The sequence below is a fragment of the Stenotrophomonas sp. STEN014 genome, from assembly GCF_056760315.1.
Genome location: NZ_JBRREN010000005.1, coordinates 270,089 through 294,593, shown reverse-complemented (window position 1 = coordinate 294,593; position 24,505 = coordinate 270,089). Strand labels below are relative to the sequence as shown.

Annotated in this window: 20 protein-coding genes; 11 read left to right on the top strand and 9 right to left on the bottom strand. The window is 66.3% G+C overall.

The annotated features are described in order from the left end of the window. Positions 1-126 precede the first annotated feature (126 nt). Positions 127-825, bottom strand: a complete 699-nt coding sequence (locus ACVOMC_RS09610; protein ID WP_481523749.1) for a hypothetical protein — start codon at positions 823-825, stop codon at positions 127-129. Between the two features lie 556 nt (positions 826-1,381). Beyond that, positions 1,382-1,861, bottom strand: a complete 480-nt coding sequence (locus ACVOMC_RS09605) for a hypothetical protein (RefSeq protein ID WP_054660738.1) — start codon at positions 1,859-1,861, stop codon at positions 1,382-1,384. A gap of 469 nt (positions 1,862-2,330) precedes the next feature. Here ACVOMC_RS09605 and ACVOMC_RS09600 point away from each other — a divergent pair, with 469 nt between their 5' ends. Both ACVOMC_RS09600 and pilB read left to right on the top strand, forming a co-directional pair. After that, a complete protein-coding gene (locus tag ACVOMC_RS09600) occupies positions 2,331-3,317 on the top strand; it encodes a diaminopimelate dehydrogenase (protein WP_481523748.1) in 987 nt (328 codons plus the stop codon). 136 nt (positions 3,318-3,453) lie between these two features. Next, entirely contained in the window at positions 3,454-5,184 is a 1,731-nt protein-coding gene (gene pilB / locus ACVOMC_RS09595; protein ID WP_481523747.1) for a type IV-A pilus assembly ATPase PilB, read from the top strand. Between the two features lie 87 nt (positions 5,185-5,271). Here the strand turns inward: pilB and ACVOMC_RS09590 are convergent, their stop codons facing one another. After that, on the bottom strand, positions 5,272-6,654 hold the full coding sequence (locus ACVOMC_RS09590) for a sigma-54-dependent transcriptional regulator (RefSeq protein ID WP_057505905.1): 1,383 nt from the start codon (positions 6,652-6,654) through the stop codon (positions 5,272-5,274). 67 nt (positions 6,655-6,721) lie between these two features. After that, entirely contained in the window at positions 6,722-8,335 is a 1,614-nt protein-coding gene (locus ACVOMC_RS09585; protein ID WP_481523746.1) for a sensor histidine kinase, read from the bottom strand. A gap of 254 nt (positions 8,336-8,589) precedes the next feature. Here ACVOMC_RS09585 and sucC point away from each other — a divergent pair, with 254 nt between their 5' ends. The 3 genes from sucC to ACVOMC_RS09570 all read left to right on the top strand — a co-directional run bounded on the left by sucC (position 8,590) and on the right by ACVOMC_RS09570 (position 12,517). Beyond that, positions 8,590-9,759, top strand: a complete 1,170-nt coding sequence (gene sucC / locus ACVOMC_RS09580; RefSeq protein WP_057505904.1) for an ADP-forming succinate--CoA ligase subunit beta — start codon at positions 8,590-8,592, stop codon at positions 9,757-9,759. A gap of 25 nt (positions 9,760-9,784) precedes the next feature. Further along, the gene (gene sucD / locus ACVOMC_RS09575; RefSeq protein ID WP_054658152.1) at positions 9,785-10,663 is read left to right on the top strand and encodes a succinate--CoA ligase subunit alpha; all 879 of its coding nucleotides are present in this window, start codon (positions 9,785-9,787) and stop codon (positions 10,661-10,663) included. A gap of 216 nt (positions 10,664-10,879) precedes the next feature. Further along, the gene (locus tag ACVOMC_RS09570) at positions 10,880-12,517 is read left to right on the top strand and encodes an NAD+ synthase (RefSeq protein WP_481523745.1); all 1,638 of its coding nucleotides are present in this window, start codon (positions 10,880-10,882) and stop codon (positions 12,515-12,517) included. A gap of 82 nt (positions 12,518-12,599) precedes the next feature. On the opposite strand, the gene ACVOMC_RS09565 is transcribed toward ACVOMC_RS09570, so the two are convergent. Next, positions 12,600-13,484: an outer membrane protein assembly factor BamD gene (locus ACVOMC_RS09565; protein ID WP_481523744.1), complete on the bottom strand. Its 885-nt coding sequence runs from the start codon at positions 13,482-13,484 to the stop codon at positions 12,600-12,602. A gap of 115 nt (positions 13,485-13,599) precedes the next feature. Between ACVOMC_RS09565 and rluD the strand changes: the two genes are divergently transcribed. The 4 genes from rluD to ACVOMC_RS09545 are packed head-to-tail and all read left to right on the top strand — an operon-like array spanning position 13,600 to position 16,298. After that, positions 13,600-14,589, top strand: a complete 990-nt coding sequence (rluD, locus tag ACVOMC_RS09560; protein WP_057505902.1) for a 23S rRNA pseudouridine(1911/1915/1917) synthase RluD — start codon at positions 13,600-13,602, stop codon at positions 14,587-14,589. Continuing rightward, a complete protein-coding gene (gene pgeF, locus ACVOMC_RS09555) occupies positions 14,589-15,368 on the top strand; it encodes a peptidoglycan editing factor PgeF (protein ID WP_481523743.1) in 780 nt (259 codons plus the stop codon). Before rluD ends, pgeF begins: the two co-directional genes overlap by 1 nt. Before the next feature lie 2 nt (positions 15,369-15,370). Beyond that, positions 15,371-15,904 (top strand): DUF4166 domain-containing protein, encoded by a 534-nt coding sequence (locus tag ACVOMC_RS09550; RefSeq protein ID WP_199398897.1) that lies wholly within the window; start codon positions 15,371-15,373, stop codon positions 15,902-15,904. Beyond that, positions 15,894-16,298, top strand: coding sequence for a thiol-disulfide oxidoreductase DCC family protein (locus ACVOMC_RS09545; RefSeq protein ID WP_054658490.1), 405 nt, complete (start codon positions 15,894-15,896; stop codon positions 16,296-16,298). Before ACVOMC_RS09550 ends, ACVOMC_RS09545 begins: the two co-directional genes overlap by 11 nt. Positions 16,299-16,310: 12 nt before the next feature. Here ACVOMC_RS09545 and otsA read toward each other — a convergent pair whose 3' ends face one another. The 4 genes from otsA to ACVOMC_RS09525 all read right to left on the bottom strand — a co-directional run bounded on the left by otsA (position 16,311) and on the right by ACVOMC_RS09525 (position 22,826). Further along, positions 16,311-17,678: an alpha,alpha-trehalose-phosphate synthase (UDP-forming) gene (otsA, locus tag ACVOMC_RS09540; RefSeq protein WP_481523742.1), complete on the bottom strand. Its 1,368-nt coding sequence runs from the start codon at positions 17,676-17,678 to the stop codon at positions 16,311-16,313. Continuing rightward, the gene (locus tag ACVOMC_RS09535; RefSeq protein WP_481523741.1) at positions 17,675-19,456 is read right to left on the bottom strand and encodes a glycoside hydrolase family 15 protein; all 1,782 of its coding nucleotides are present in this window, start codon (positions 19,454-19,456) and stop codon (positions 17,675-17,677) included. Before ACVOMC_RS09535 ends, otsA begins: the two co-directional genes overlap by 4 nt. Before the next feature lie 54 nt (positions 19,457-19,510). Next, positions 19,511-20,257: a trehalose-phosphatase gene (gene otsB / locus ACVOMC_RS09530; protein ID WP_481523740.1), complete on the bottom strand. Its 747-nt coding sequence runs from the start codon at positions 20,255-20,257 to the stop codon at positions 19,511-19,513. Positions 20,258-20,393: 136 nt separating this feature from the next. Next, on the bottom strand, positions 20,394-22,826 hold the full coding sequence (locus tag ACVOMC_RS09525) for a TonB-dependent receptor plug domain-containing protein (protein WP_481523739.1): 2,433 nt from the start codon (positions 22,824-22,826) through the stop codon (positions 20,394-20,396). 187 nt (positions 22,827-23,013) lie between these two features. Between ACVOMC_RS09525 and ACVOMC_RS09520 the strand changes: the two genes are divergently transcribed. Then, positions 23,014-23,490: a DUF3574 domain-containing protein gene (locus ACVOMC_RS09520; RefSeq protein ID WP_481523738.1), complete on the top strand. Its 477-nt coding sequence runs from the start codon at positions 23,014-23,016 to the stop codon at positions 23,488-23,490. Between the two features lie 55 nt (positions 23,491-23,545). Then, complete coding sequence (locus ACVOMC_RS09515) at positions 23,546-24,445, top strand: FG-GAP repeat protein (protein WP_481523737.1); 900 nt, start codon at positions 23,546-23,548, stop codon at positions 24,443-24,445. Positions 24,446-24,505: the final 60 nt, after the last annotated feature.

Genomic DNA, 24,505 nt, shown 5'->3' with positions numbered 1-24,505 from the left:
TGCTTGTCTGGGCCTCCCCTCGTTGAATGGGTTGCGGCATGCCCCGGGTGCGGCCGTTGGCCTTGTCAGGCATCTGGCGACAGGCGGTGTTATTCCGGGTTAACGGTCAAACGCCTGCACGTTCCGTCAGTAAGTAACAACCTTCAGCGGCATACCGGTATCTGTACATAGCACGATTCGACCTTGCCCATATCTGGCGACGATGGGAAGACTGCGGAAAAGAACGGGATTGCCAGGCTTGGAAGGCAGCGCATCGGGTGTGCTTGCAGTAGCGTTGGATAGCAGTTGTGACGCTACCTCTGTATAGGGCACGTACCAGCGGGGCTGCTGCTCCCTGTCCATGCCGGTGTTCAGAAACGCGGAAAGCACAGACTGCTGGCCACTGCCTGCGGCTCCCTGTTGCAGCCCCACCAGTAGTGGGCGTCCCCACGAAAGCTGTGACCACTCCGGGCGGGTCGCCTGCCGCAGGGCGGTCTCACTGACTTCATTGGCAAGTACCACCGCCATGCGCACCCCGCTGGCCACCACAAATACCGGTCGTGATTGCCATAGCGTATACAGGCCGACCCCGAGGAAGCCCAGTTGCAGCAGGCCGATCACGGCCAGATCAAACCGCAGGGTCTTTTTGCCCTGTCTGTAGGTGATGAGCGTCAGCAGTGGCCCCGTCGCGAACTGCACGCCTGCCAGAATGGCCAACAGCGGTAGGACCCCGGAAATACAATAGATACCCCACGGGTGCCAGAGCGGCACGACAACGGCGGCTATCAGGCCGATCAGTGCAAGGCTGAGCAGAGAATGCAGGGCGGCGGCTTTGTAGCGGGTCATCGGCGGTGTGGGCTTGGGAGCGGGAGTGCAGCATGCCTGAATGGCGTGGCGTGGGGGAGCGTGGGGGCCGTGCCGCCGCATCAACCGCATCGCACTGGTCGGGTTGTCGTACTCCCGGCACAGACCGCGGGCGACTCTGTCATCCGCTATAGGGGAGCCCCGGGTGTCGCTTGCGGCTGTGAGTTGCTCCGGTGAGGTTATTTGCCTGCCGGATGCGGCTTTTTGCCTGTCGCACAAGGCTTTTTATCTGTCACGTGAGGCTTTTTGCCTGTCGATTAAGGCTGTTTGCCTGACGCGTGAGGTTTTTTGCTGCTCTGTTGAGGCTTTTTGCCTGACGGCTAAGGCTTTTTGTCTGTCGCGTGAGGCTTTTTGCTTGTCGGCTGAGGTTTTTTGTTACGACGTTCACGCTTCTGGAGGCTCCGCGGCGGTGTGGAGTGGCCGTGCTCAGCCCGCCGCGTGGTTGTCAGCATGCGCGACCGGTATTTCCGCGTTATCGGGAATAAAACAGGCCGCCCGGAGGCGGCCTGTGCATGACGACGCGGGGAGGGGCCCGGTGTTACGCCGGTTCCGGCACCTTGCCGCCGCGGCGCTGGCCCTTCTTGAAGCGGACCCCCAGCTCGTTGCGCAAGGCATCCAGGCCCTTGTCACGGCCGGAGACCTTGAGCTGGTTGTAGCCTTCCAGGGCCACGTTCATGACATCGCTGCCCAAGGCCATTTCGGTATCAGAGGCGCGGCTGCACAGTCGGTTGAGCCGGTCCAGAATGGGGCGCAACTGGTCGATCCCCTGCAGGTCGGCTTTGGCGCCGGGCAGTTCCGCAGCCAGGCTGGGCGGAATGATGTCCGGGTTCTGTTCCAGCGCTTCCAGCGCGCGCCGGGCAAACACTTCCGAGCCCGGGCCCATCTTGAACAGGCGTTGGCGCTGTTGCGGCTGCATGGCGGTGAGCTGGACCAGCTCGTTCTCCAGGTTGAGCAGCAGCTCGTTGATGCGGGTGACCTGATCCGCCGGCAGCACCAGCGTGGCTTTGCTTTGTCCCATTCCGGTATCCCTTCGATGAAAACCATCGGCTGATGGCAGGGCCTATTGCGGGTGTTGATGCGGCCTCCGGGTATCGGAGTTTGCCGGTATCGGGTCGTCGACAATGCCCCGTTCTGTTGTCAGGTAATTCCGACGCGGGCGTAGGAAATGGACGCGGTTCGGCATCGGAATACTGCCCGATGCGCCGGACTGCGCGTGAATGGATAATGCCGGCCCGCGTCGACACCTCGTTGCAGGCCGGCAGGCGCGCCCCCCGTCCAGATACGGCGTGTAGCCCGGGTAAGCAGCGCGCACCCGGGCCTGTTCGATCCCTGTACCACGGTGTTTACCCGGGTGCGGCCGATGGCCTTACCCGGGCGACTCGACTGCCCGATGCGCCGGACTGTGCGTGAAGGGATAATGCCGGCCCGCGTCGCCACCTTGTTGCAGGCCGGCAGGCGCGTCCCCCCTTCAGAAACAGGAATCAGCAATGGGTGATGCCATCCGCATCGGAATCGTGGGTTACGGCAATCTGGGACGCGGAGTGGAATTGGCCATCGCGCGCAATCCGGACATGGTGCTGGCCGGGGTGTTCACCCGTCGCCCGCCGGACCAGGTCGCCACGGTCTCTGCCGCTACGCCGGTCCACGGCATCGAAGCGCTGGACGCGCCACGCGCCGATATCGACGTGCTGGTGCTGTGCGGGGGCTCCAAGGACGACCTGCCGACGCAGGGGCCGGCCTTGGCGGCACGTTTCAACACGGTGGACAGCTTCGACACCCATGCGCGCATTCCCGACTACTTCGACGCGGTGGACGCGCCGGCCCGGGCGGCCGGGCGTACCGCGCTGGTGGCCTGCGGCTGGGACCCGGGCCTGTTCTCGCTCAACCGCGTGTTCGGCGAGGCGCTGCTGCCGGAAGGCGAGACCTACACCTTCTGGGGCCGGGGCCTGAGCCAGGGCCATTCCGATGCGATCCGCCGGGTGCCGGGCGTGGCCGCGGGCGTGCAGTACACGCTGCCCTCGGAAGTGGCCATGGCGCAGGTGCGCAGCGGCGCGCGGCCGCGCCTGTCCACCCGCGACAAGCACACCCGGCACTGCTTCGTGGTGCTGGAGGACGGTGCCGATGCCGGACAGGTGCGGCAGGCGATCGTGTCGATGCCGCATTACTTTGACCAGTACGACACCCGCGTGGATTTCATCAGTGCCGAGCAGCTGGCGCGTGAGCATTCGGCCATGCCGCATGGCGGCTTTGTGATCCGCAGCGGCAGCACCGCCGACGGTGTCTCGCAGGTGGTGGAGTATTCGCTGAAGCTGGACAGCAACCCGCAGTTCACCGCCAGCGTGCTGGTGGCCTATGCGCGGGCGGTGTACCGCATGAACCGCGCCGGGCAGGTGGGAGCGGTGACGGTGTTCGATGTGGCCCCGGGCCTGCTGTCGCCGCGCTCGGCGGCGGAGCTTCGCCGCGACCTGCTGTAGACCGGCCGGCAACAACTTGGCAACCCCCTTCGTGCCCGGGCAGGACGAAGGCGGGAGCGGGGCGATCCGGGCAGTGCGGCAGCCGCCGTGGCGGCCGGATGCGGTATCTTTCTGGTCTGATTGAAGGGGGAATCCCATGAACACACTGGCATCCGCCAACCTGGTGGGTATTACCGGCATCGCCCGGCGTCTGGTCCAGGACGGAGCGCTGGACGAAGCCACTGCGCGCACCGCGATGGCCCAGGCGGCCGATGCCAAGGTGCCGCTGACGCAGTGGCTGGCGGACAAGAAGCTGGTCAGCGCCGCCAGCATGGCAGCGGCCAATGCGATGGAATTCGGCATGCCGTTGCTGGATGTGTCGGTGTTCGATGCCGGCCAGAGCGCGATCAAGCTGGTCAGCGAGGAGCTGCTGCGCAAACATCGCGTGCTGCCGCTGTTCAAGCGTGGCGGCAAGCTGTTCGTGGGTACCAGCAACCCGACCCAGCCGCTGGACGAGATCAAGTTCCACACCAATCTGGTGGTCGAGTCCATTCTGGTGGACGAGGAGCAGATCAAGCGCACGCTGGACCTCTGGCTGGCCAGTAATGACAGCTTGGGCAACGCGCTGGGCGGCGACGACGGTGATGTGGGCGATCTGGATGTCGCCGCCGGCGATGAGGACATGGGAGGTGGTGGCGACGCCGGTATCGACGCCAAGGGCGATGACACCCCGGTGGTCAAGTTCGTCAACAAGGTGCTGGTCGATGCGATCCGCAAGGGCGCCTCGGATATCCATTTCGAGCCGTACGAGGACGAGTACCGGGTGCGTTTCCGCATCGATGGCCTGCTCAAGCAGGTGGCCAAGGCGCCGGTGAAGCTGCGCGAGCGCATCGCCGCGCGCCTGAAAGTGATGTCGCAGCTGGATATCGCCGAGAAGCGCGTGCCGCAGGACGGCCGTATCAAGCTCAACCTGTCCAAGACCAAGCAGATCGACTTCCGTGTCAGCACGCTGCCGACCCTGTTCGGCGAGAAGATCGTGCTGCGTATCCTCGATGGCAGCGCGGCCAAGCTGGGCATCGACAAGCTCGGCTACGAGCCGGAGCAGCAGAAGCTGTTCCTGGAGGCGATCCACAAGCCCTACGGCATGGTGCTGGTGACCGGCCCGACCGGTTCGGGCAAGACCGTGTCGCTGTATACCGCGCTGGGCATCCTCAACGATGAGACCCGCAACATCTCCACCGCCGAAGACCCGGTGGAAATCCGTCTGCCGGGCGTGAACCAGGTGCAGCAGAACAACAAGCGCGGCATGACCTTCGCCGCGGCGTTGCGCTCGTTCCTGCGCCAGGACCCGGACGTGATCATGGTCGGTGAAATCCGTGACCTGGAAACGGCGGAGATCGCGATCAAGGCCGCGCAGACCGGCCACATGGTGCTGTCCACGCTGCATACCAACGATGCCCCGCAAACCATCGCGCGCCTGATGAACATGGGTATCGCGCCGTTCAATATCACCTCCTCGGTGACGCTGGTCATCGCCCAGCGTCTGGCCCGCCGGCTGTGCTCCAACTGCAAGCGCCCGCTGCAGCTGCCGGAAAACGCGCTGCTGGCCGAAGGCTTCACGGCCGAGCAGATCGACAAGGGTATCCAGCTGTACGAGCCGGTGGGGTGCGAGGAGTGCACCGAGGGTTACAAGGGCCGTACCGGTATCTACCAGGTGATGCCGATGACCGACGAGATCGCCTCGATCGTGCTGCAGGGCGGTAACGCGATGGAGATCGCCGCGGCCGCGCAGCGGGTCGGGGTCAATGATTTGCGCCAGTCCGCGCTGCTCAAGGCCGCTCACGGTGTGACCAGCCTGGCCGAGATCAATCGCGTGACCAAGGATTGATCCAGGACCGGTTGATCCAATGAAAAACGCCGGGTCTACCCGGCGTTTTTCATTGCTGCAGTTCTCTGCCGATCTGCGGGACGCCGGTTACTCCATTTCCAGCTTTTTCAGCTTGTAGCGCAGGGCGCGGAAGGTGATGCCCAGCTGCGCGGCGGTGCGGGTCTTGTTCCAGCGGTTTTCTTCCAGCGCCTTCTGGATCGCGGAGCGCTCCAGCTGCTCGATGTAGGTGGGCAGCGCGGCGTTGGCCGGATCGATATCGATCACCGCTTCCTGGGGGGCGGCGCCCTTGCCGCCATCGGCACCGAACGGCCGGGCGTGCGGCAGCCGCAGATCATCGGCGCCGATATGCCCGCCTTCGACCATCGCCAGCGCGCGCTCCAGGATGTTCTCCAGCTCGCGCACATTGCCCGGGAACGCATAGTCGGTCAGGGCATCGATGGCGGAGGGGGCCAGCGCAGGCAGGGGTTGTCCCTGTGCGTGTGCCAGCCGGCTGAGGATGGCCGCCGCCAGTTGCGGCAGGTCGCTGCGGCGTTCGCGCAGCGGCGGCACGCGCAGTTCGATCACGTTGATGCGGTAGTACAGGTCGTGGCGGAAGCGTCCATCCTCCACCAGTTCGGCCAGATCCTTGTGGGTGGCCGACAGGATCCGCACATCCACCGGAACTTCGGCCGCCGCGCCCACCGGGCGCACCGATTTTTCCTGGATCGCGCGCAGCAGTTTGACCTGCATCTGCAGCGGCAGCTCGGCCACTTCGTCCAGGAACAGGGTGCCGCCGTTGGCGGCCTGGAACAGCCCGGGCTTGTCAGCGTGGGCACCGGTGAAGCTGCCCTTGCGGTGGCCGAAGAACTCGCTCTCCATCAATTCGCCGGGGATGGCGCCGCAGTTGACCGGGATGAATGGCCCGGCCGCGCGGGCGCCCTGCTCGTGGATGGTCCGGGCGACCAGCTCCTTGCCGACGCCGGATTCGCCCAGGATGTAGACCGGTGCCTGGCTGCGCGCGACCTTGGTGATGGTGGCGCGCAGTTCGTCCATCGCCGCCGATTCGCCGAGCAGGCGCGCGGCATTTTCCGGCGGCGCCGGGGTGCGGGGGCGTTCGGTATTGTTCAGTTCCAGCGCGTGCTTGACCATGCCGCGCAGCACGCTGATGTCCACCGGCTTGCTGACGAAGTCGAAGGCGCCGGCCTTGAGCGCTTCCACCGCCAGATCCATGCTGCCAAAGGCGGTGATCATCGCCACCGGTGTGCGCGGGTGGTCGCGGGTGATCTCAGTGACCAGCTCGATGCCGTTGCCGTCGGGCAGGCGCATATCGGTCAGGCACAGATCGAAGTGGTTGCTGGCCAGCAGCTCGCGCGCTTCGGCCAGGTTGGCCGCGGTACTGATGCGCAGCCCCATCCGGCCAAGGGTGAGAACCAGAAGCTCACGGATGTCGCGTTCGTCATCGACGACCAGGGCGCTGTGCGTCACATTCATGGCGGGAACGATAGCGGAGGAGGCCGGTTGCCGCCAACCTCGCGCCAGCGGGAGTGTGCCCGGGGTATCAGTGCGGCAGGGTCTGGGGCGGCGCGGACAGGGTCAGGCGGAAGCAGGCGCCGCCGGCGGGCACGGAGATGTAGTCCAGCTGTGCCTGGTTGGCACGGCACAGCTCGCGGGCGATGTACAGCCCCAGCCCGGTGCCGTGTTCGGAGGTGGTGTAGAACGGCCGGAACAGCTGTGCGGCCACCGCATCGGGGATGCCGGGACCGCGATCGGTCACATCGATGATGGCGTGGCGTTCGGCCGAGGCGACGCGGATGCGGACCCGTGCCGGCTCCTCGGCCAGGCGGCCGTACTTGAGCGCGTTGTGCACCAGCGAGGTCAGCACCTGGTGCAGGTGCCGGGGATCCATCAGCGCCATCACCGAGGCCTCGCGGATGATGACTTCCAGGCTGTCGGTCTCGATGGACAGGGTCTGCCGGTACTCCAGCACGAAGCGGCGGACGAAGCTGGCCAGGTCCAGGTTCTCCGGGTTGGCGCGTTCGCGCCGCGCCAGGCCGAGCACGCTTTCGACAATGCCGTTCGTGCGCTGGCACTGGTGATGGATGATCTGCAGCAGGCGGCGGTCGGCTTCGCCGATATCCGGCGATTCCTCCAGCAGCTGGGTGGCGTAGTTGATTGCCGCCAGCGGATTGCGGATTTCATGGGCCAGGCTGGCGGAAAAACGCCCCAGCGTGGACAGCGTCAGCGATTCGGCGCGGCGCGAAACGACGGTGGTGTCATCCAGGAACACCAGCGACAGTTCGCTGTCGGCCAGCAGCCGGGCGAAGCGCGGCTGCACCTCGGCCTGGTCGGGCGCCAGCTGCAGCGGCAGTTCTTCCTCGCGCCAGCCATTGCGCCAGCGTTGCAGGCGTTTGGCCAGTTCGGGCGCGCGCAGCGACAGCCGGTTCTCGCCATCGTCCAGGGTGCCGCCGGCATCGCCGAGCAGGGCGGTGGCGGCCTCGTTGGCCACGGTGATGCGGCCGTGGCCATCGACCACCAGCACGCCGGTCCGCATACGGCGGATGATCAGTTCGTTGATCTCGAACAGGTTGGCCACTTCGGCCCCGCGCTGCTCGGCCAGCTGCTGGTTGCGGCGTGCACGGTTGCCGATCTGGTAGCTGATCCAGGCCAGCGCCAGATAGCTGGTGATGAACATCGCCAGTTCGGCCACGGTGCGCGCATTGCTTCCGTCCTCCAGCTCGCGCCAGACGAATTCGAGCACGGTGGCCGCGCTGGCGCCCAGCGCCACCAGCATGCCGCGCGCGAGCGGCAGCAGCATCGCCGCGGCGGCGATGTTGAACAGCAGCGACATCGAGATGCCGGCGCTGGCGCCGGGCAGGGCGTGGGTCAGCAGCATCGCGGCCACGGTGTCGACCATCACGCTGCACAGGACGATGGTCTGCAGCCAGCGTTCGTTGCGGCCCCAGATCAACAGGCCCAGCGAAACCAGCAGGTAGCCGATGGAGACCAGCTGCGCCAGTCGCGGGTGATGGGGCTCGCCAACCAGCATGGACAGCGGGCTGAACACCAGCGCCGCGATCAGGCTGGCGACCAGGAGTCGGTAGAGCGCGAAGAAATACAGTTCGCGTCGCGGGATCGATTCGATGCGATCGATAAGCGATGAGCTGGGGGACAAGCCGGACTCCTTTCCTCGCGACGAGCGCACAGTATAGGTGCCGAACCGGTGGCGGGCGGCGCCGTGGCGGCGTCGAATTTCACAGGCAAGTGACTGAAAAGCTTTTGAAAACCGGGCCCGCGCCGATGATTTGTACAGACTTCTTTGCGCCGCGGCCCGGGGTCGGCGACAATAGCCGGCCCGCCTGCGCTGTATGACGGCCACTTTGGCCTCGCGGACTTATGAGGCGGTCGTTCCTATTCCCACGGTGACGCATGAATTTCCACGAATACCAGTCAAAACAGCTGCTTGCCCAATATGGCATTCCGGTCCCGGCCGGCAAGGTCGCAGCCACCGCCGATGAGGCCGTTGCCGCTGCCCAGTCGCTGGGCGAAGGCCCCTGGATGGTCAAGGCGCAGATCCATGCGGGCGGTCGCGGCAAGGCCGGCGGCGTCAAGTTCTGCAAGACCGTCGACGATGTGAAGGCCGCTGCGGCCAAGATGCTCGGCACCAAGATGGCCACCTACCAGACCGCCGGCGTCGAGCTGCCGGTCAACCTGGTGCTGGTGACCACCGCCGGTGAGATCGTCAAGGAACTGTACCTGTCCGTCCTCGTGGACCGTGGCACCAAGACCATCAGCTATATCGCCTCGTCCGAAGGTGGCGTGGAGATCGAGCAGGTCGCCGCCGAGACCCCGGAGCTGATCCACACCCTCAACGTCGACTTCGTTGAAGGCGTGCAGGGCTACCACGGTCGCGATTTCGGCTTCAAGCTGGGCCTGACCGCCAAGCAGGCCGGCCAGTTCGCCAGCATCATGGTCAACCTGTACCGCCTGTTCAACGAAAAGGACCTGGCGCTGGTTGAGATCAACCCGCTGGCGATCCTGGACGACGGCAACCTGTATGCGCTGGACGGCAAGTTCGACAGCGACGACAACGCCAGCTACCGCCACAAGGATCTGGTCGCCATGCGCGACAAGACCCAGGAAGACCCGACCGAAGTGATCGCGTCGGAGCTGGACATCAACTACGTCACCATGGACGGCAACATCGGCTGCATGGTCAACGGCGCCGGCCTGGCCATGGCCACCATGGACGTCATCAAGCTCAACGGCGGCGAGCCGGCGAACTTCCTGGACGTGGGCGGCGGTGCCAACAAGCAGCGCGTCATCGAAGCGTTCAAGCTGATCCTGTCCTCGGACAAGGTCGAAGGCATCTTCGTCAACATCTTCGGCGGCATCGTCCGCTGCGACATGATCGCCGAAGGCATCATCGCCGCGGTCAAGGAAGTGGGCGTCAAGGTTCCGGTGGTGGTACGTCTGGAAGGCACCAACGTGGAAGAAGGCAAGCAGCTGCTGCGTGACAGCGGCATGGCCATCATCCCGGCTGACAACATCAACGATGGCGCCAAGAAGATCGTTGAAGCGGTCAAGTCTGCTGCCTGATCCACGACACCCCAAGGAATTACCCATGAGCGTTTTGATCAACAAGAACACCAAGGTGATCGTGCAGGGCTTCACCGGCCAGCAGGGCACCTTCCACGCCACCCAGATGCTGGAATACGGCACCCAGGTGGTCGGCGGCGTGACCCCGGGCAAGGGTGGCACCACCCATCTTGAACTGCCGGTGTTCAACACCGTCGCCGATGCCGTCGCCGCCACCGGCGCCGACGCCTCGGTCATCTACGTGCCGCCGGCCTTCGCCGCCGACGCGATCCTGGAAGCCGCTGCGGCCGGCATCAAGGTCATCGTCTGCATCACCGAAGGCATCCCGGTGCTGGACATGCTGCGCGTGAAGAACGTGCTGACCCGTTCGCATCCGGACACCGTGCTGATCGGGCCGAACTGCCCGGGCGTCATCACTCCGGGCGAGTGCAAGATCGGCATCATGCCGGGCCACATCCACATGCCGGGCAAGATCGGCATCGTGTCGCGCTCGGGCACGCTGACCTATGAAGCGGTCAAGCAGACCACCGAAGTGGGCCTGGGCCAGTCGACTTGCATCGGCATCGGCGGCGACCCGATCAACGGCCTGAACTTCGTCGACTGCCTGAAGCTGTTCAACGAAGACCCGCAGACCGAAGGCATCATCATGGTCGGTGAAATCGGCGGCGACGCCGAGGAAGCCGGCGCCGAGTACATCGCCAAGCACGTCAAGAAGCCGGTCGTCGGTTTCATCGCCGGTGCCTCGGCTCCGGCCGGCAAGCGCATGGGCCACGCCGGTGCGATCGCCTCCGGTGGCAAGGGCACGGCCGAAGGCAAGTTCGCCGCGATGGAAGCCGCTGGCGTGAAGACCGTCCGTTCGCCGGGCGATCTGGGCGCGGCGATTGCCGAGCTGATGAAGAAGTAAGCCATCCGCTGCATGGATGTCTGTAAAAGGCCGCCTTCGGGCGGCCTTTTCTTTTGGACCCTTGCCCGGCTGGGCCCCGGTACGGCGGGCAATGGGCCACATCTGGAATAATGGCCCGGTGCATCCGCGCGGCGGTTGCACGGGGCGGGCGGCAGCCCGCCAGGTGTTTCCTTTCCGGCATCCGCATGGGGATGCCCGCAGAACAAGGCAGCTGACATGACCCAATCGCTTCGCATCGCTCTGGCCCAGTTCGACTTCCCGGTCGGTGATGTGGCGGGCAACGCCGACCGCATCATCGAGTTGATGCACGAGGCGCGCGACGAATACGGCGCCGAGGTGGTGCTCTTTCCGGAACTGGCGGTCAGCGGCTATCCGCCGGAAGATCTGCTGCTGCGCCCGGGATTCCTACGCCAGTGCGAGCAGGCGCTGCAGCGTATTGCGGCCGCCGCGCACGGCATCGTGGCGGTAGTCGGCTGGCCGCAGAGCGCCGGCGCGGTGGTCTACAACGCGGCCAGCGTGCTGCGCGAGGGGGCGGTGGAAACCACCTACCGCAAGCGTGAGCTGCCCAACTACGCGGTGTTCGACGAGCGCCGCTATTTCGACGTCGATCCGGACGGCGGCGACTGCGTGTTCGAGGTCAACGGCGTGAAGCTGGGGCTGGTGATCTGCGAGGACCTCTGGTTTGCCGAGCCGCTGGCCGGTGCGGCCAAGGCCGGCGCCGAGCTGGTGCTGGTGCCCAACGCCTCGCCCTATGAACGTGGCAAGCACGCCCAGCGCGATGCGCTGCTGGCCGAGCGCAGCCGCGAGACCGGCGTCGGCATCGTCTACGTCAACACCGTCGGCGGCCAGGACGCGGTGGTGTTCGATGGCGCCTCGGTGGTGGCCGATGGCGATGGCATCGTGCATCCGGCCGCGGTGGCGTTTGCCGAGGAGATGCTGGTGGTCGACTACGACGTGGCGCGCCGCAGCTTCATACCGATGCGCTGGATCGATGATGGCGATGAAAGCATGGACGCGCTGGCCTGGCGCGCGGTCACCCGTGGCATCCAGGACTACTGCCGCAAGAACGGTTTTTCCAAGGTCTGGCTGGGCCTGTCCGGCGGTATCGACTCGGCGCTGGTGCTGGCGCTGGCGGTGGATGCGCTGGGCGCGGCCAACGTCACCGCGGTCAGCCTGCCTTCGCGCTACACCGCCGACCTGTCCAATGACTTGGCCGTGGAGCAATGCCGCGCGCTGGGGGTGAAGCTGGAGACGGTGCCGATCGAGCCGGCCTTCCAGGGCCTGATGCAGTCGCTGTCGGCGATGTTCGAAGGGCAGGCGCCCGACGTCACCGAGGAGAACCTGCAGTCGCGCAGCCGTGGCGTGATCCTCATGGCGCTGGCCAACAAGTTCGGTGGCCTGCTGCTGACCACCGGCAACAAGAGCGAGTACGCGGTCGGCTACGCCACCATCTACGGCGACATGTGCGGCGGCTACGCGCCGCTGAAGGACCTGTACAAGACCGAGGTCTACGGCCTGTCCAAGTGGCGCAACACCGTGGGCGGGGCCCCGGTGATCCCGCCGGCGGTGATCGCGCGCGCGCCGTCGGCCGAGCTGCGCGAGAACCAGACCGACCAGGATTCGCTGCCGGCCTACGACGTGCTCGACGGCATCCTGTACCGCTACGTCGACCAGGAGCAGTCGCGCGAGGACATCATCGGCGCCGGCTATGCGCCGGAGGTGGTGGACCGGGTGCTGCGGCTGGTGCGGATTGGCGAGTGGAAGCGCCACCAGGCCGCGCCGGGGCCGAAGGTGTCACGGCGTGCGTTCGGCCGGGAACGGCGCTATCCGATCAGCAACGGTTTCCGCGGCTGAGCCGGCCCAAACCGTTCAAGGGATAAAAAGAAAGGGGCCGCAAGGCCCCTTTCCTGTGTCTGCGCCGGATGGATCCGGCCGCTTACTTCTTGCCCATGGTGGCCTTGCGCTGCCCGGTGGCCACCGACTTCTCGCCGGCGAACGGGTTGAGCTTGCGGATCATCCACGGGTACTTGGGCCAGTTGCCGGCCAGCCACGGGTGGTCGGGCTGGTTCAGCTCGAGCACGCGACGGGCGTCATCGGCCAGGGTCTGGTTGCCCAGGCGGGTATAGGCCTCGGCCAGCAGTGCCACCGCATCGTACTGGAAGGCGCTCTGCGGATAGGTTTCCAGCAGGTAGTTGGCGCGGCCGGCGACCGAGACCCAGGCGCCGCGACGGGCGTAGTACAGGGCGTTGTCCAGCTCGTGCTGGGCGAACACGTCGCGCAGCTCGATCATGCGCTGGCGCGCGTCGGCGGCGTAGCGGCTGTTCGGGTAGCGCTCGGTGACGATGGTGAAATCGGCATAGGCCTGACGCGGCGAGGACAGATCGCGGCGGCTCGGATCCAAGGACCATACGCGGCGCAGGAAAACCGTATCGCGGTTGCTGTTGGCCAGGCCACGCAGGTAGTACAGATAGGCGATGTTGCGATGGGTCGGGTAGGTGCGGATGAAGCGGTCGATGCTGGACACCGCGTCATCGTTCTTGCCGGCCTTGTACTGGGCGTAGGCGCTTTCGATCATCGCCTGCTCGGTGTACGGGCCGTACGGATATTGCGCAATCAGGCGCCGAAAGCTGTTTTCAGCCCCCGACCAGTTGCCGCCCTGCATCAGCTTGTGGCTCTTTTCGAACAGCTGTTCGACCGGCACGCCTTCGTCGGCATTCTTGCCCTTGGTACCGCGGTGGCAGCCGGAAACGGCAAAAACCAGCACCAGCAGCAGGGCGGTGAAACGGAGGGGGGCGGACAGCATCGAGAAGCCTCGGATCATGGGTCAGGGCAGGACGCGGCAGGAATACGAAGGGGCGATGATAGCCTAGTGGCCTGTCCTGCGACTGACTGTTGCCGTCAGGACCCCCAATTTCGTCTTTCTGTTGGTCTTTCCCATGTCCGAGAACACCTCTGCCACCCAGCGCCAGGCGCTGGTCCCCGATTCCGCTGCCGGTCGTCGTTTTGATGCCGTGCTGGCCGAACTGTTTCCCGAATTCTCCCGTTCGCGCCTGACCGAGTGGATCAAGACCGGCGCGGTACTGCTCGACGGCGAGCCGGTGCGGCCGCGCGATCCGGTCCGTGGCGGCGAGCTGGCCACATTGAACGCGGTGCTGGAGATCGAGACACACGCGGTGCCGGAGGATATCCCGCTGTCGGTGCTGTACGAGGACGAGCATGTGCTGGTGATCGACAAGCCGGCCGGGCTGGTGGTCCATCCGGGCGCCGGCAACCCGAGCGGCACCCTGGTCAACGCGCTGCTGTTCCGGGACCCGGAGATCGCCAAGGTGCCGCGTGCCGGTGTGGTGCATCGCCTGGACAAGGACACCAGTGGCGTGATGGTGGTGGCGCGCACGTTGCAGGCGCAGACCGCGCTGGTGGAGCAGCTGTCGGCACGTGAAGTGCACCGCCAGTATCTGGCGGTCGTGGTCGGTGCGCTGGTTGCCGGCGGTACCGTGGATGCGCCGATCGACCGCCACGCCCGTGACCGTCTGCGCATGGGCGTGCGCGAGGACGGCAAGGACGCGGTGACCCATTACCGGCTGCGTGAGCGCTTCCGCGCGCACACCGCCCTGGAATGCCGTCTGGAAACCGGCCGTACCCACCAGATCCGCGTGCACATGGCCCACCTCAAGCACGCCATCGTCGGCGATCCGCTGTACGGCGGTTCGCTGAAGCTGCCCAAGGGCGCCACCGATGAGCTGATCGCGCAGTTGCGTGGCTTCAAGCGCCAGGCGCTGCATGCTGAAACCCTGGAGTTCGTGCACCCGGTCAGTGGCGAAACGATCCGCAACACCGCGCCGGTGCCGGCCGACCTGCTGGCGCTGATGAAGGCGCTGCGCGAGGATTCGGAAGCCTTCGCCGAGCGCGAGCGGGACCGCCGCTGATGCCCAGCGCGCAGCCGTGGATGCGGGCCCACTGGCCGGCGCCGCCGGGCGTGTGCGCCTTCACCACGACGCGCCATGGGGCGGGTGGCTCGCAGCCCCCGTTCGATACCTTCAACCTCGGCAACCGCACGGCCGCTGACGGTGACGATCCGGCGCAGGTGCAACGCAATCGTGAGGAGCTGCAGCGCCTGGCCGGGCTGCCTTCGGCCCCGCACTGGTTGCGGCAGGTGCATGGCACCGGTGCGCTGCGTTTCGACGCGCCGCCCGCCGCGCAGGGCATCGACGCCGAACCGGTGGCCGATGCGGCGGTGACTTCGGTGCCAGGCGTGGTGCTGGCGATCCTCACCGCCGATTGCCTGCCGGTGGTGTTCGCCGCGCGTGATGGCGGTGAAGTCGCCGCCGCCCATGCCGGCTGGCGCGGGTTGGCCGACGGCATGCTGGAAGCCACACTGGCGGCGATGCGTACGCCGGCCGGGTCGGTGATCGCCTGGCTGGGGCCGGCGGCTGGACCGGCGCACTATGAGATTGGCGCTGACGTGTATCAGGCGTTCGTCGCCCGCTCGGCCGAGGCGGAAGCGGCGTTCACGCCGACCCGGCCCGGCCATTGGCGGGTGGACCTGTACGCGCTGGCGCGGCAGCGGCTGCTGGCCGCGGGGATGGAACCGGCCGCTATCCACGGTGGTGATCTGTGCACGATCACCGACCCCGCGCGCTGGTTCTCGCACCGCCGTGACCGCCGCAGTGGCCGGATCGCCACCCTGGTGTGGATGCAGGGATGAATGTGCCGCTGTTCGCGCAGGTGCTGGGTTCCGCGTTCGAACAGCTGTCGCCGCAACTGCGGGCATTGCATTCGGTGCGTGACCGGCAACGCTGGAGCGGGCAGGGTGACGTAATGCGCGGCAGCCATTGGCTGGTAGCGCCGTGCGCCTGGCTGGCGCGTCTGCCGCCGACCTCGACCGTGCCAGTGGCTGTCGAGTTCGTGGTCGATGCCGATGGCGAGTGCTGGCGTCGCCGTTTCGGGCCGGCGCGGATGCACTCGCGGCTCTGGCAGCGCGGCGGGCGGCTGTTCGAGCAGCTGGGCGCGGTGCGTTTCCGCTTCGGCCTGTCCGAAAGCGCCGGGCAGATCCTGTGGCGGGTCGAGCGGGCCTGGGCCTTCGGGCTGCTGCCCCTGCCGGCACGCTGGTTCGCCCAGGTGCACTGCCGCGAACGCGAACAGGCCGGACGCTACGAATTCCTGGTCGACGTCTCGATGCCGCTGATCGGCCGGCTCATCCGCTACGAGGGCTGGCTGTTGCCAGACACCGATGCGCACTGAGCCGGCGGTGATCGTGTTCGACGGCGTGTGTGCGCTGTGCAGCCGCTGGGTCGGGTTCCTGCTGCGTTTTGATCGCGGCGGACGCTACCGCTTCGCGGCGATGCAGGGCCGCTGCGGTCGCAGCCTCCTGCACCGCTACGGGCTGGATCCGGAGGATCCGCTGTCCTTCCTGCTGCTGGAGGATGGCATCGCGTACACCGATACCGACGCGATTATCCGGGTGGTGGCCGGACTGGGCGGTGTCTGGACGCTGGCCGTGCTGGCCCGGGTGGTTCCCGCGCCACTGCGTGACCGCGGCTACCGCTGGCTGGCGCGCAACCGGTACCGCTGGTTCGGCCGCCATGAGCGCTGCTTTGTGCCCGATGCGGCCAGCCGCGAACGGTTTCTGGACTGAGGCTGGAGCAGTTCAAGGGGCCGCTTCCAGTGCCTGCAGGTAGTCGCGGCGCCAGCGGTTGATATCGAATTCTCGCAGGTGCTGCATCATCGTCTGCCAGCGCTCGATGCGTTCGGCGCGTGGCATGTTCGCCGCCGTGGCGATGGCATCGGCCACGCCATCCAGATCGTGCGGGTTCACCAGCAGCGCCTGTTGCAGCTCGTCGGCGGCGCCGGCCAGCAGTGACAGCACCAGCATTCCGGGATCTTCCGGGTTCTGCGCGGCGATGTATTCCTTGGCGACCAGGTTCATGCCGTCGCGCAAGGGCGTGACCAGTCCCACTGCCGCCTCCCGGTAGAAGCCGGTCAGGGTGCTGTGCGCATAGTTCTGGTTGACGTAGCGCAGCGGGGTCCAATCGGCTTCGGCATGGCTGCCGTTGATGTGGCCGGCCAGCTGTTCCAGTTCCCCGCGCAGCTTGCGGTATTCGTTGACGCTGCCGCGCGAGACCGGCGCGATCTGCAGGAAGGTCATCGTGCCTTTGTCCTGCGGATGGCGGCTGAGGTAGCGCTCGAAGCCGTGGAAACGCTCGGGCAGCCCTTTGGAGTAGTCCAGCCGGTCCACGCCGATGGCGAGCTTGCGGTGCTGCAGGCTCTGCCGCAGTGCGCGCACCGCGCTGTTGCCGGCGGCGCTGCGTGCCTGCCGGGCGATGTGCTCCGTGTCGATGCCGATGGGGAAGGCGGAAGTGCGCACACGGCGACCGTCGGGGGCCTGTATCCATTGGCTGTCGATCAGACTGCCGCCGCCGAACAGGCGCACATAGGACTGGAAGCGGTCCACGTCGCGCCGGGTCTGGAAGCCCAGCAGGTCGTAGGCGTACAAGGTCTGGAACAGCGCGCGGTGGTCGGGCAGCGCATGGATCAGATCGGCCGAGGGCACTGGCACGTGCAGGAAAAAGCCGATCCGGCAGCCCACCCCGCGCTCGCGCAGCAGTGAGGCCAGCGGAATCAGGTGGTAGTCATGGATCCAGACCGTGTCGTCTTCGCGCAGCAACGGTGCCAAGGTATCGGCGAACAGCCTGTTCACGCGCCAATAGCCGGCGCGTTTGCTGCGGTCGTAGTCCACCAGGTCCAGGCGGAAGTGCAGCAGCGGCCACAACGTCCGGTTGGAGAATCCGTTGTAGTAGGTGTCCAGATCGGCCTTGCTCAGGTCCATGGTGAGCAGGCGGATGGCCCCGTCGGTGTGCTCGTGCAGTGCCCCGCTTGTCGCGGTGCTGCGCCCGCTCCAGCCGAACCACAGTCCCCCGCGCTCGCGCAGTGCCGCCAGCAGGCCTGTCGCCAGGCCACCGGCGCGATTCTCGCCGGGCACGGCCACCCGGTTGGAGACGACCACCAGCCGGCTCACGAGGCCTCCTGCCAGCTGCGCGACAGACGCATCGCGGCGGTGATCAGCCCGACATGCGAGTAGGTCTGCGGGAAGTTGCCCCAGGCTTCGCCACCGTTGAAGGCAAGGTCCTCCGACAGCAGGCCCAGGTGGTTGCGTTGTTGCAGCAGCGCTTCAAACATTTCGCGTGCCTCCTCCATGCGGCCGATTGCGGCGAGCGCATCGATGTACCAGAACGTGCAGATGGTGAAGCTGGTTTCGGGTTCGCCGAAATCATCCGGAGCGATGTAGCGGTACAGCGCGTTGCCATGCTTGAGGTCCCGGCCGATGGCCTCGACGGTGGCGATGAAGCGGGCGTCGCTGGCGTCGATGAAGCCCAGATCGGCCAGCAGCAGCAGCGAGGCATCCAGGCGATGGCCGCCGAAGGTATCGGTGAAGTGGCCGAGCTGCTCGCTCCAGGCTTTTTCCATGATGCGCTCATGGATGATGTCGGCGCGCTCGCGCCAGTACTGCGCACGTGCATCGAGCTTGAGCCGCACTGCGATCTTGCACAGGCGATCACAGGCCGCCCAGCACATCGCGCTGGTATAGGTGTGTACGTCGGTGCGGCCGCGGAACTCCCACAGTCCGGCATCAGGCACGTCATGCAGGGCGAAGGCCTGTTCGCCCAAGGGCTCCAGCCGGGCGAAGGTGTGCGCGTCGCCCGGGTCCTGCAGGCGCTGGTCGAAGAACAGCTGGGTCGAGGCCAGCACCACGCTGCCGTAGACATCGTGCTGGCGCTGCAGCCAGGCCAGGTTGCCGCGCCGCACCGGCCCCATGCCGCGATAGCCGGACAGCGTCGCCACCTCCTCCTCATCGAGCTTGGCTTCAAAACCGATGCCATACAGCGGCTGCAGGCTGCCATCGCTGGTGGCCAGGTTGAAGATGTAGCCCAGGAACTGCTCCATCGTACGGGTCGCGCCGAGGCGGTTGAGCGTGCGCACCACGAAGGCGGCATCGCGCAGCCAGCAATAGCGGTAGTCCCAGTTGCGGATGCTGCCGGGGGCTTCGGGAATGGAGGTGGTCATCGCGGCGATGATCGCGCCGCTGTCTTCGTACTGGCACAGCTTCAGGGTGATCGCACTGCGGATCACCGCGTCCTGCCATTCCAGCGGAATGGACAGGTAGCGCACCCATTCGCGCCAGTAGTCGCGCGTGCGCTGGAAGGATTCCTGCACATAGCCACTAAGCGAGCGGTTGAGTGATTCGTCCACGCCCAGTACCAGGTGCACGCGGTGGTTGAGCACGAACGGCAGGCCGTCCCGCACGAAGCGCACCGGCACATCGGTGGTCAGGCGCAAGGCGTGGTCCGGCAGCAGCCAGCGGATGTGGTTGCTGCCCCAGGTGGTGTCCGGTTGGCGTGCGCCCCAGTCGGCCAGTGGCCGCGCACGCACGACGATGCGCGGGCTGCCCGACAGCGGGGTGACCTGGCGGATCAGGCTGACCGGACGGTAGAAGCGCTCGTTCTGCCGCCAGCGTGGTGCAAAGTCGATGACTTCCACCGCACCGCCATGGCGGTCATACAGCACCGTGCGCAGGATGGCGGTATTGGTGAGATAGGACTGCTCGCTGTTGCGGAAGTCCTCCAGCTCGATGCCGAAGTCACCGCCCGGATGCTGGTTGGGGCCGAGCAGGGCACAGAAGGCCGGGTCGCCATCGAAGCTGGGCAGGCAGCTCCACACCACGCGCGCCTGTGTGTCGATGAGCGCGCCGAAACTGCCATTGCCAACTACGCCAAGGTCGAGGGTGGCGTCTTGCATTGCTTACTCCTTGTTGTGCGAACGCCGCTGGCGTCGCTGTTTCCTCCGGAGGGGTCAGGTCGTGGCTGCGCGCAGCCAGGCATGTACGGCGGGGATGTCGGGCAGGGCGCTCCGCGCATGGCTTTCGGCGCGTTGGCCGACCAGCACGCCCAGACCGCCAGACTGCTGCGCAGCCTGAAATCCGTGCTCGTCGGTGAGATCGTCGCCGATGAAGAGCGGACGGCGGCCCTGAAAAGGCGGGTGCTGCATCAGTTCCCGCAGCGCCCGGCCCTTGTCGTGCGTGGCGGTGACGAACTCGATGACATGGTTGCCCGGCTGCAGACGCACCCCGGGCAGCTGCGGCAGCTGGGCACGGGCAAAGGCGGTGATGGCGCCGGCGGCGTCCGGGGCGTTGCGCCAGTGCAGTGCCAGAGACTGACCCTTGTGTTCGACCAGCATGCCGGGGTGCGCGTGGGCGAGCTGTTGGGCGCGCACGTGCAGAGCATGCAGCCACGGTGCGGTGTCGCTGTCCGGAAGGGGGGCCTCGGCGCAGTGCCGCAGCTGTGCGCCGTGCAGGCCTGCCATCGGCAGTTGCAAGGGCGCGAACATCTGCTGCAGTTGGGCCAGCGGCCGTCCACTGAGCAACGCCAGCGCACCACCCAGACGCCGGTGCAGGATGGCAAGCAGGTCCAGCAGCGGCGCGTCGGGCTTCACTTTGTCCGGATGATCGGCAAAGGCGAGCAAGGTGCCGTCGACGTCGAGGAAGAGCGCATCGGTGTCCGCCAGCGCCGGAGGTGGCGGACGCTGTAGTTCTTCAAACATGCCGACACTATGCCGCGACAGTTGTTATGGGAAGGTCATCCCGCGTGCGACAGCCGCTGCATGACTGCACATGGTGCGATGTGCGTGCAGCTCCCCTGTCCTGCTGCCAGGAGAGGGGAGCCGGCGTGTTTGCCGATCAGAACGTAAAGCGCACCCGGCCATACCAGTACGCACCGTTGCTTCCGATCGGTGACAGCACGTCATACGGCAGGTTGCCGAAGTAGTGGATGTCTTCGTTCGACAGGTCCGGATAGTTGTCGGTCAGGTTCTGGCCACCAACCGCCACGCTCCACTGCGGACTGATGCGGTATTCCACTTCCGCATCCAACTGCCATTCGGCCTGGTAGGTCTGGGTCGGTACATAGCCATCGCCGAAATCGAACACGCGCTTGGCACTGCCGTGACGGCTGATGCGGCTGCTCAACGACCAGCTGTCATTGGCCCAGCTCGCGGCGAACTGCGCGCGGGTGCGCGGGGCGGCATCGGTCAGCGTGTTGCTCTCTTCCACGCCGAACAGCACGTAGTCCGGATCCAGTGCCAGCAGCTGCGCCGGCGTGGCCAGCACGTTCTTCAGCTCGGTCTTGGCATAGCTCCAGGTACCGGTCAGCAGCAGCTCGCCATCGCCCAGCGACTGCCGCCAGTTGCCGACGAACTCGGCGCCGCGGGTACGGGTATCGGCCGCGTTGACGAAGTAATGCGCGCTTTCCAGCCCGCCGATGCCGAACTGCTGCTGCACGAAATCGGTCAGCGCATCGCCGGTGATGCTTTCCGACAGTGCGATACGGTCATCGATATCGATCTGGAACAGGTCCAGCGACAGGTCGAAGTGGCTGCCTATCTGGCTGGTGAAACCCACGCTGGTGTTGATCGACTTTTCCGGCTTCAGGTCAGTAGCGCCCAAGGCACGTGCGATCGGATTGTTGACCGACAGCAGCCGGCCCTGCACCAGCTGCCCACCGGCGGTGTAGCCAGTCGAGGTCGACTCGTAGCCGATCTGGCTCAGCGACGGCGCGTGGAAGTTGTTGGAGACCGAACCGCGCAGCGCGAATGCCGGTGCAAATGCATAGCGCGCACCGATCTTGCCGGTCAGTTCGCCGCCGAAGTCCTCGTAATGCTCGTAGCGTGCGGCGATATCGGTGGAGAATTTCTCGCCAAACGTGGACGACAGGCTGGTGTAGGCACTGATCACATCGCGCGACAGATCGGCCTCGTCCTGCGGGGTCAGGCCACCGCCGGCCTGCGAGCCGGTCGGACGGTCGGTATACGGGCCGGCTGCATAGCTGGCCGGGTCGCCGGCGCCGGTTTCATAGCGCTCGTGACGGCCTTCGATGCCGAAGCCGAGGCTGTGGCTGTCATTGGCGCGCACGAAGATGCGGCCGACATCCAGGTTGGCCACGGTCTGCGCGAAGCTGAAATCACCGGTCTTGAAGCGGGTCGGGCTGGCCGGGCCGAGCGAGGCGTTGAGCGAGTTGTGCAGTCGATAGGTGAACGCGTTGCGGCCATGGTCGAGGCTGGCATCGTAGTTCCAGTCGCCGAGTTCGCCGCGTGCACCGGCCACCAGCTGCACATCCAGGTTTTCGCCTTCGGAGATCGGGCGGTAGCCGTTCGGGTACAGCGCCTTCCAGTTGGCCTCACCGTCCGGGTAACGGAAGTAGTTGGCGCCTTCGGTATCGCGCTGGTTCCAGGTGCCGAACGCATAGGCCTTGGAGGCCGTGCCGAAGGGGATTTCGGCATTGAACCAGGCGTTGAGGTCTTTGCTGGCGCCATCGCCGAGCGAGTAGTTGCGCTTGCCGGCCAAGGCCAGGTTGTCCGGAGTCTGCGCCTCCCACGGCGGGATCTGGTCGAAACCGGCACGGTTGGTCGCTTCGCGGTTCTTCAGTTCCAGGCCCACGCGCAGGAAGCCACCGTCATCGGTCAGGGCGGTGCCGACCTTGGTGCTGAAGTAGCTGGTCTGGCCATCGGTCAGGGTACGGTCGATCGGCTTGAGGTCGGTGTGGTGGGCGCCGAAGCTGGCCTCGATGGCGCCACCTTCCGGGGCGTCGTCGAGGATCACGTTGATCACGCCGGCCACCGCATCGGAGCCATACAGTGCGCCGGCGCCGTCGCGCAGCACCTCGATGCGCTTGATCGCGCTGACCGGGATGGCATTGAAGTCGACCGGCGTGGTGCCCTTGCCGATCTTGCTGTCGGTATTGACCAGGGCGCTGTTGTGGCGGCGCTTGCCGTTGACCAGCACCAGCACGTGGTCTGGCGACAGACCACGCAGTTGCGCGGCACGCACATGGTCGGCACCGCCGGAGTTGGACTGGCGCGGGAAGTTGAACGAGGGCAGCAGCGCCTGCAGCGCGCTGCCCAGCTCGCCGTTGACCACGCCGGCCTTGCGGATGTCCTCGGCGCTGAGTACGTCCACCGGCGCGGTGGATTCGAGCACGGTGCGGTCGATGGCGCGGGTGCCGGTGACGATCACCGTGTCCAGGTTGGTGGCTTGCGGGGCGTCCTGGGCAAAGGCGGGAGAAGACAGCACCAGCGCGATGGCCAGGCCAAGCGGGGCCGAGGTGGGGCGGGACATGGAAACTCCGGAGAAGGGCGGGGAGGAAATTTATTACTTACATCCATCCGGATGAAGCGATATATTATCTTGGCGTGATGACGGCATCCGGCGCAAGTACCGCGCACGGCATCTGCATATCGCCGATGGCGATCTGCGCCATCGGCCGTCCGACCATTCCTGTCTTTCCCTGTTCCGGAGTTCCCCGATGAAGTTGCAAGCCCTCCTGTTCGCCGCCGCCCTGGCCCTGACCGGCTGTGCCAGCCTGTCGTCGACTGCTCCGGCGGGCAGTGCGGTCACCGCCACACTGCAGGACGATGCGGCGCGTCCGGCCGCAGCCAGTGGCTGGGTGCGCAGCGAGCTGTATTTCGGCGTCGGCGAGGAAAGCGGGAATTCCGCCCGCGAACAGACCGATATCGTCAGCGAGGCCCAGTGGCGCGCTTTCCTGGACAAGGAGGTGACGCCACGCTTTCCCGATGGCCTGACCGTGTTCGACGCCTATGGCCAGTGGCTGTTCCGCGGCGCGCCGGAGCCGAACCGGCTGCGCACGAAAGTGCTGGTGGTGTTGCACGAAGACACCGCGCAGCGTCGCGATGACATCGAGGCGATCCGTCTGGCGTGGAAGCAGGCCACCCGGCACCAGTCGGTGCTGTGGTCGCGGCAGCCGGTCGAGGTTTCGTTCTGAGCGACACCGGATCGACTAGCCTGCGGGCAGCTTCCAAGTGCAGACGAGTTTCTCCATGACGCCCCCCATAACCCGGCCCCGCTGGCGTTTTGCCGCTTTCGGCCTGCTGCTCGCAGCGGTTGTGCTGCCGGCAGTGCCAGCGCGGGCTGCCGATGACCGCGAGATACGCTTCGAGGTTACCGCCGCTGTGAGCGCGCATGCGCGCTTGCCCGGCGATGGCCGCGTGGACGTGGGTACCAGTCGCTCCTCGGCCCGCCAGCTACTGCTCGCGTCCACGGATGAAGCAGGCGGCGGCACGCGCCTGGGCCACGCCGACTACAACTTCGACGGTTACCAGGACCTGGCTACCCGCGCGACGCTGGGCCAGGTCAACGAGGCGGTCACGGTCTACCTGTACGAGCCGGCCAGCGGCCAGTTCAGGACATTGGCCGCGCCTGCGGGGGCGCACATCAGCTGCGCGGGCTTCTGGTCGCTGACCCCGGACCCGGCCACACGCACACTGACCAGCAGCTGCCGCAGTGGGCCGATGTGGTACAGCGATGTCTACCGCTACCAGGCAGACAGGGTCTACCTGTATCGCTCCATGCGCGGCGCCATGCTCGACACCGCCCCCCTGGCGCCGGTTCTGGATCTCGGGCTAGCCGGGGATGGGGATCGGGAAATCCTCACCGTGTGGAGCACCTGGGACGTTGCAGGAAAGCGTGTTGATAGTGCCATCCGGGATGCATTCGATCCGCCACTGGAGGATGCACCGCTGCCGGGCCGCAGTGCCTCGGTGGTGCCGGACAAACTGCAGCTGTACAGCAGGGCCGGCGACACTGTCACCCGGCGCTATCTGCGCAAAGGTGATCGCGTCGAGCTGCTGGACGAAGCCGAGGGCTGGCTGCAGCTGCGCTACCACAATCCCCGCCATGGCCCGGTGCTGGGCTGGGTGAAACTGCCCCCGAACGGCTGATCTGCTCCATCCGCACCCAACATCCCCGCGATTGCTCCGCCCCGCTTTCCTGATGACATC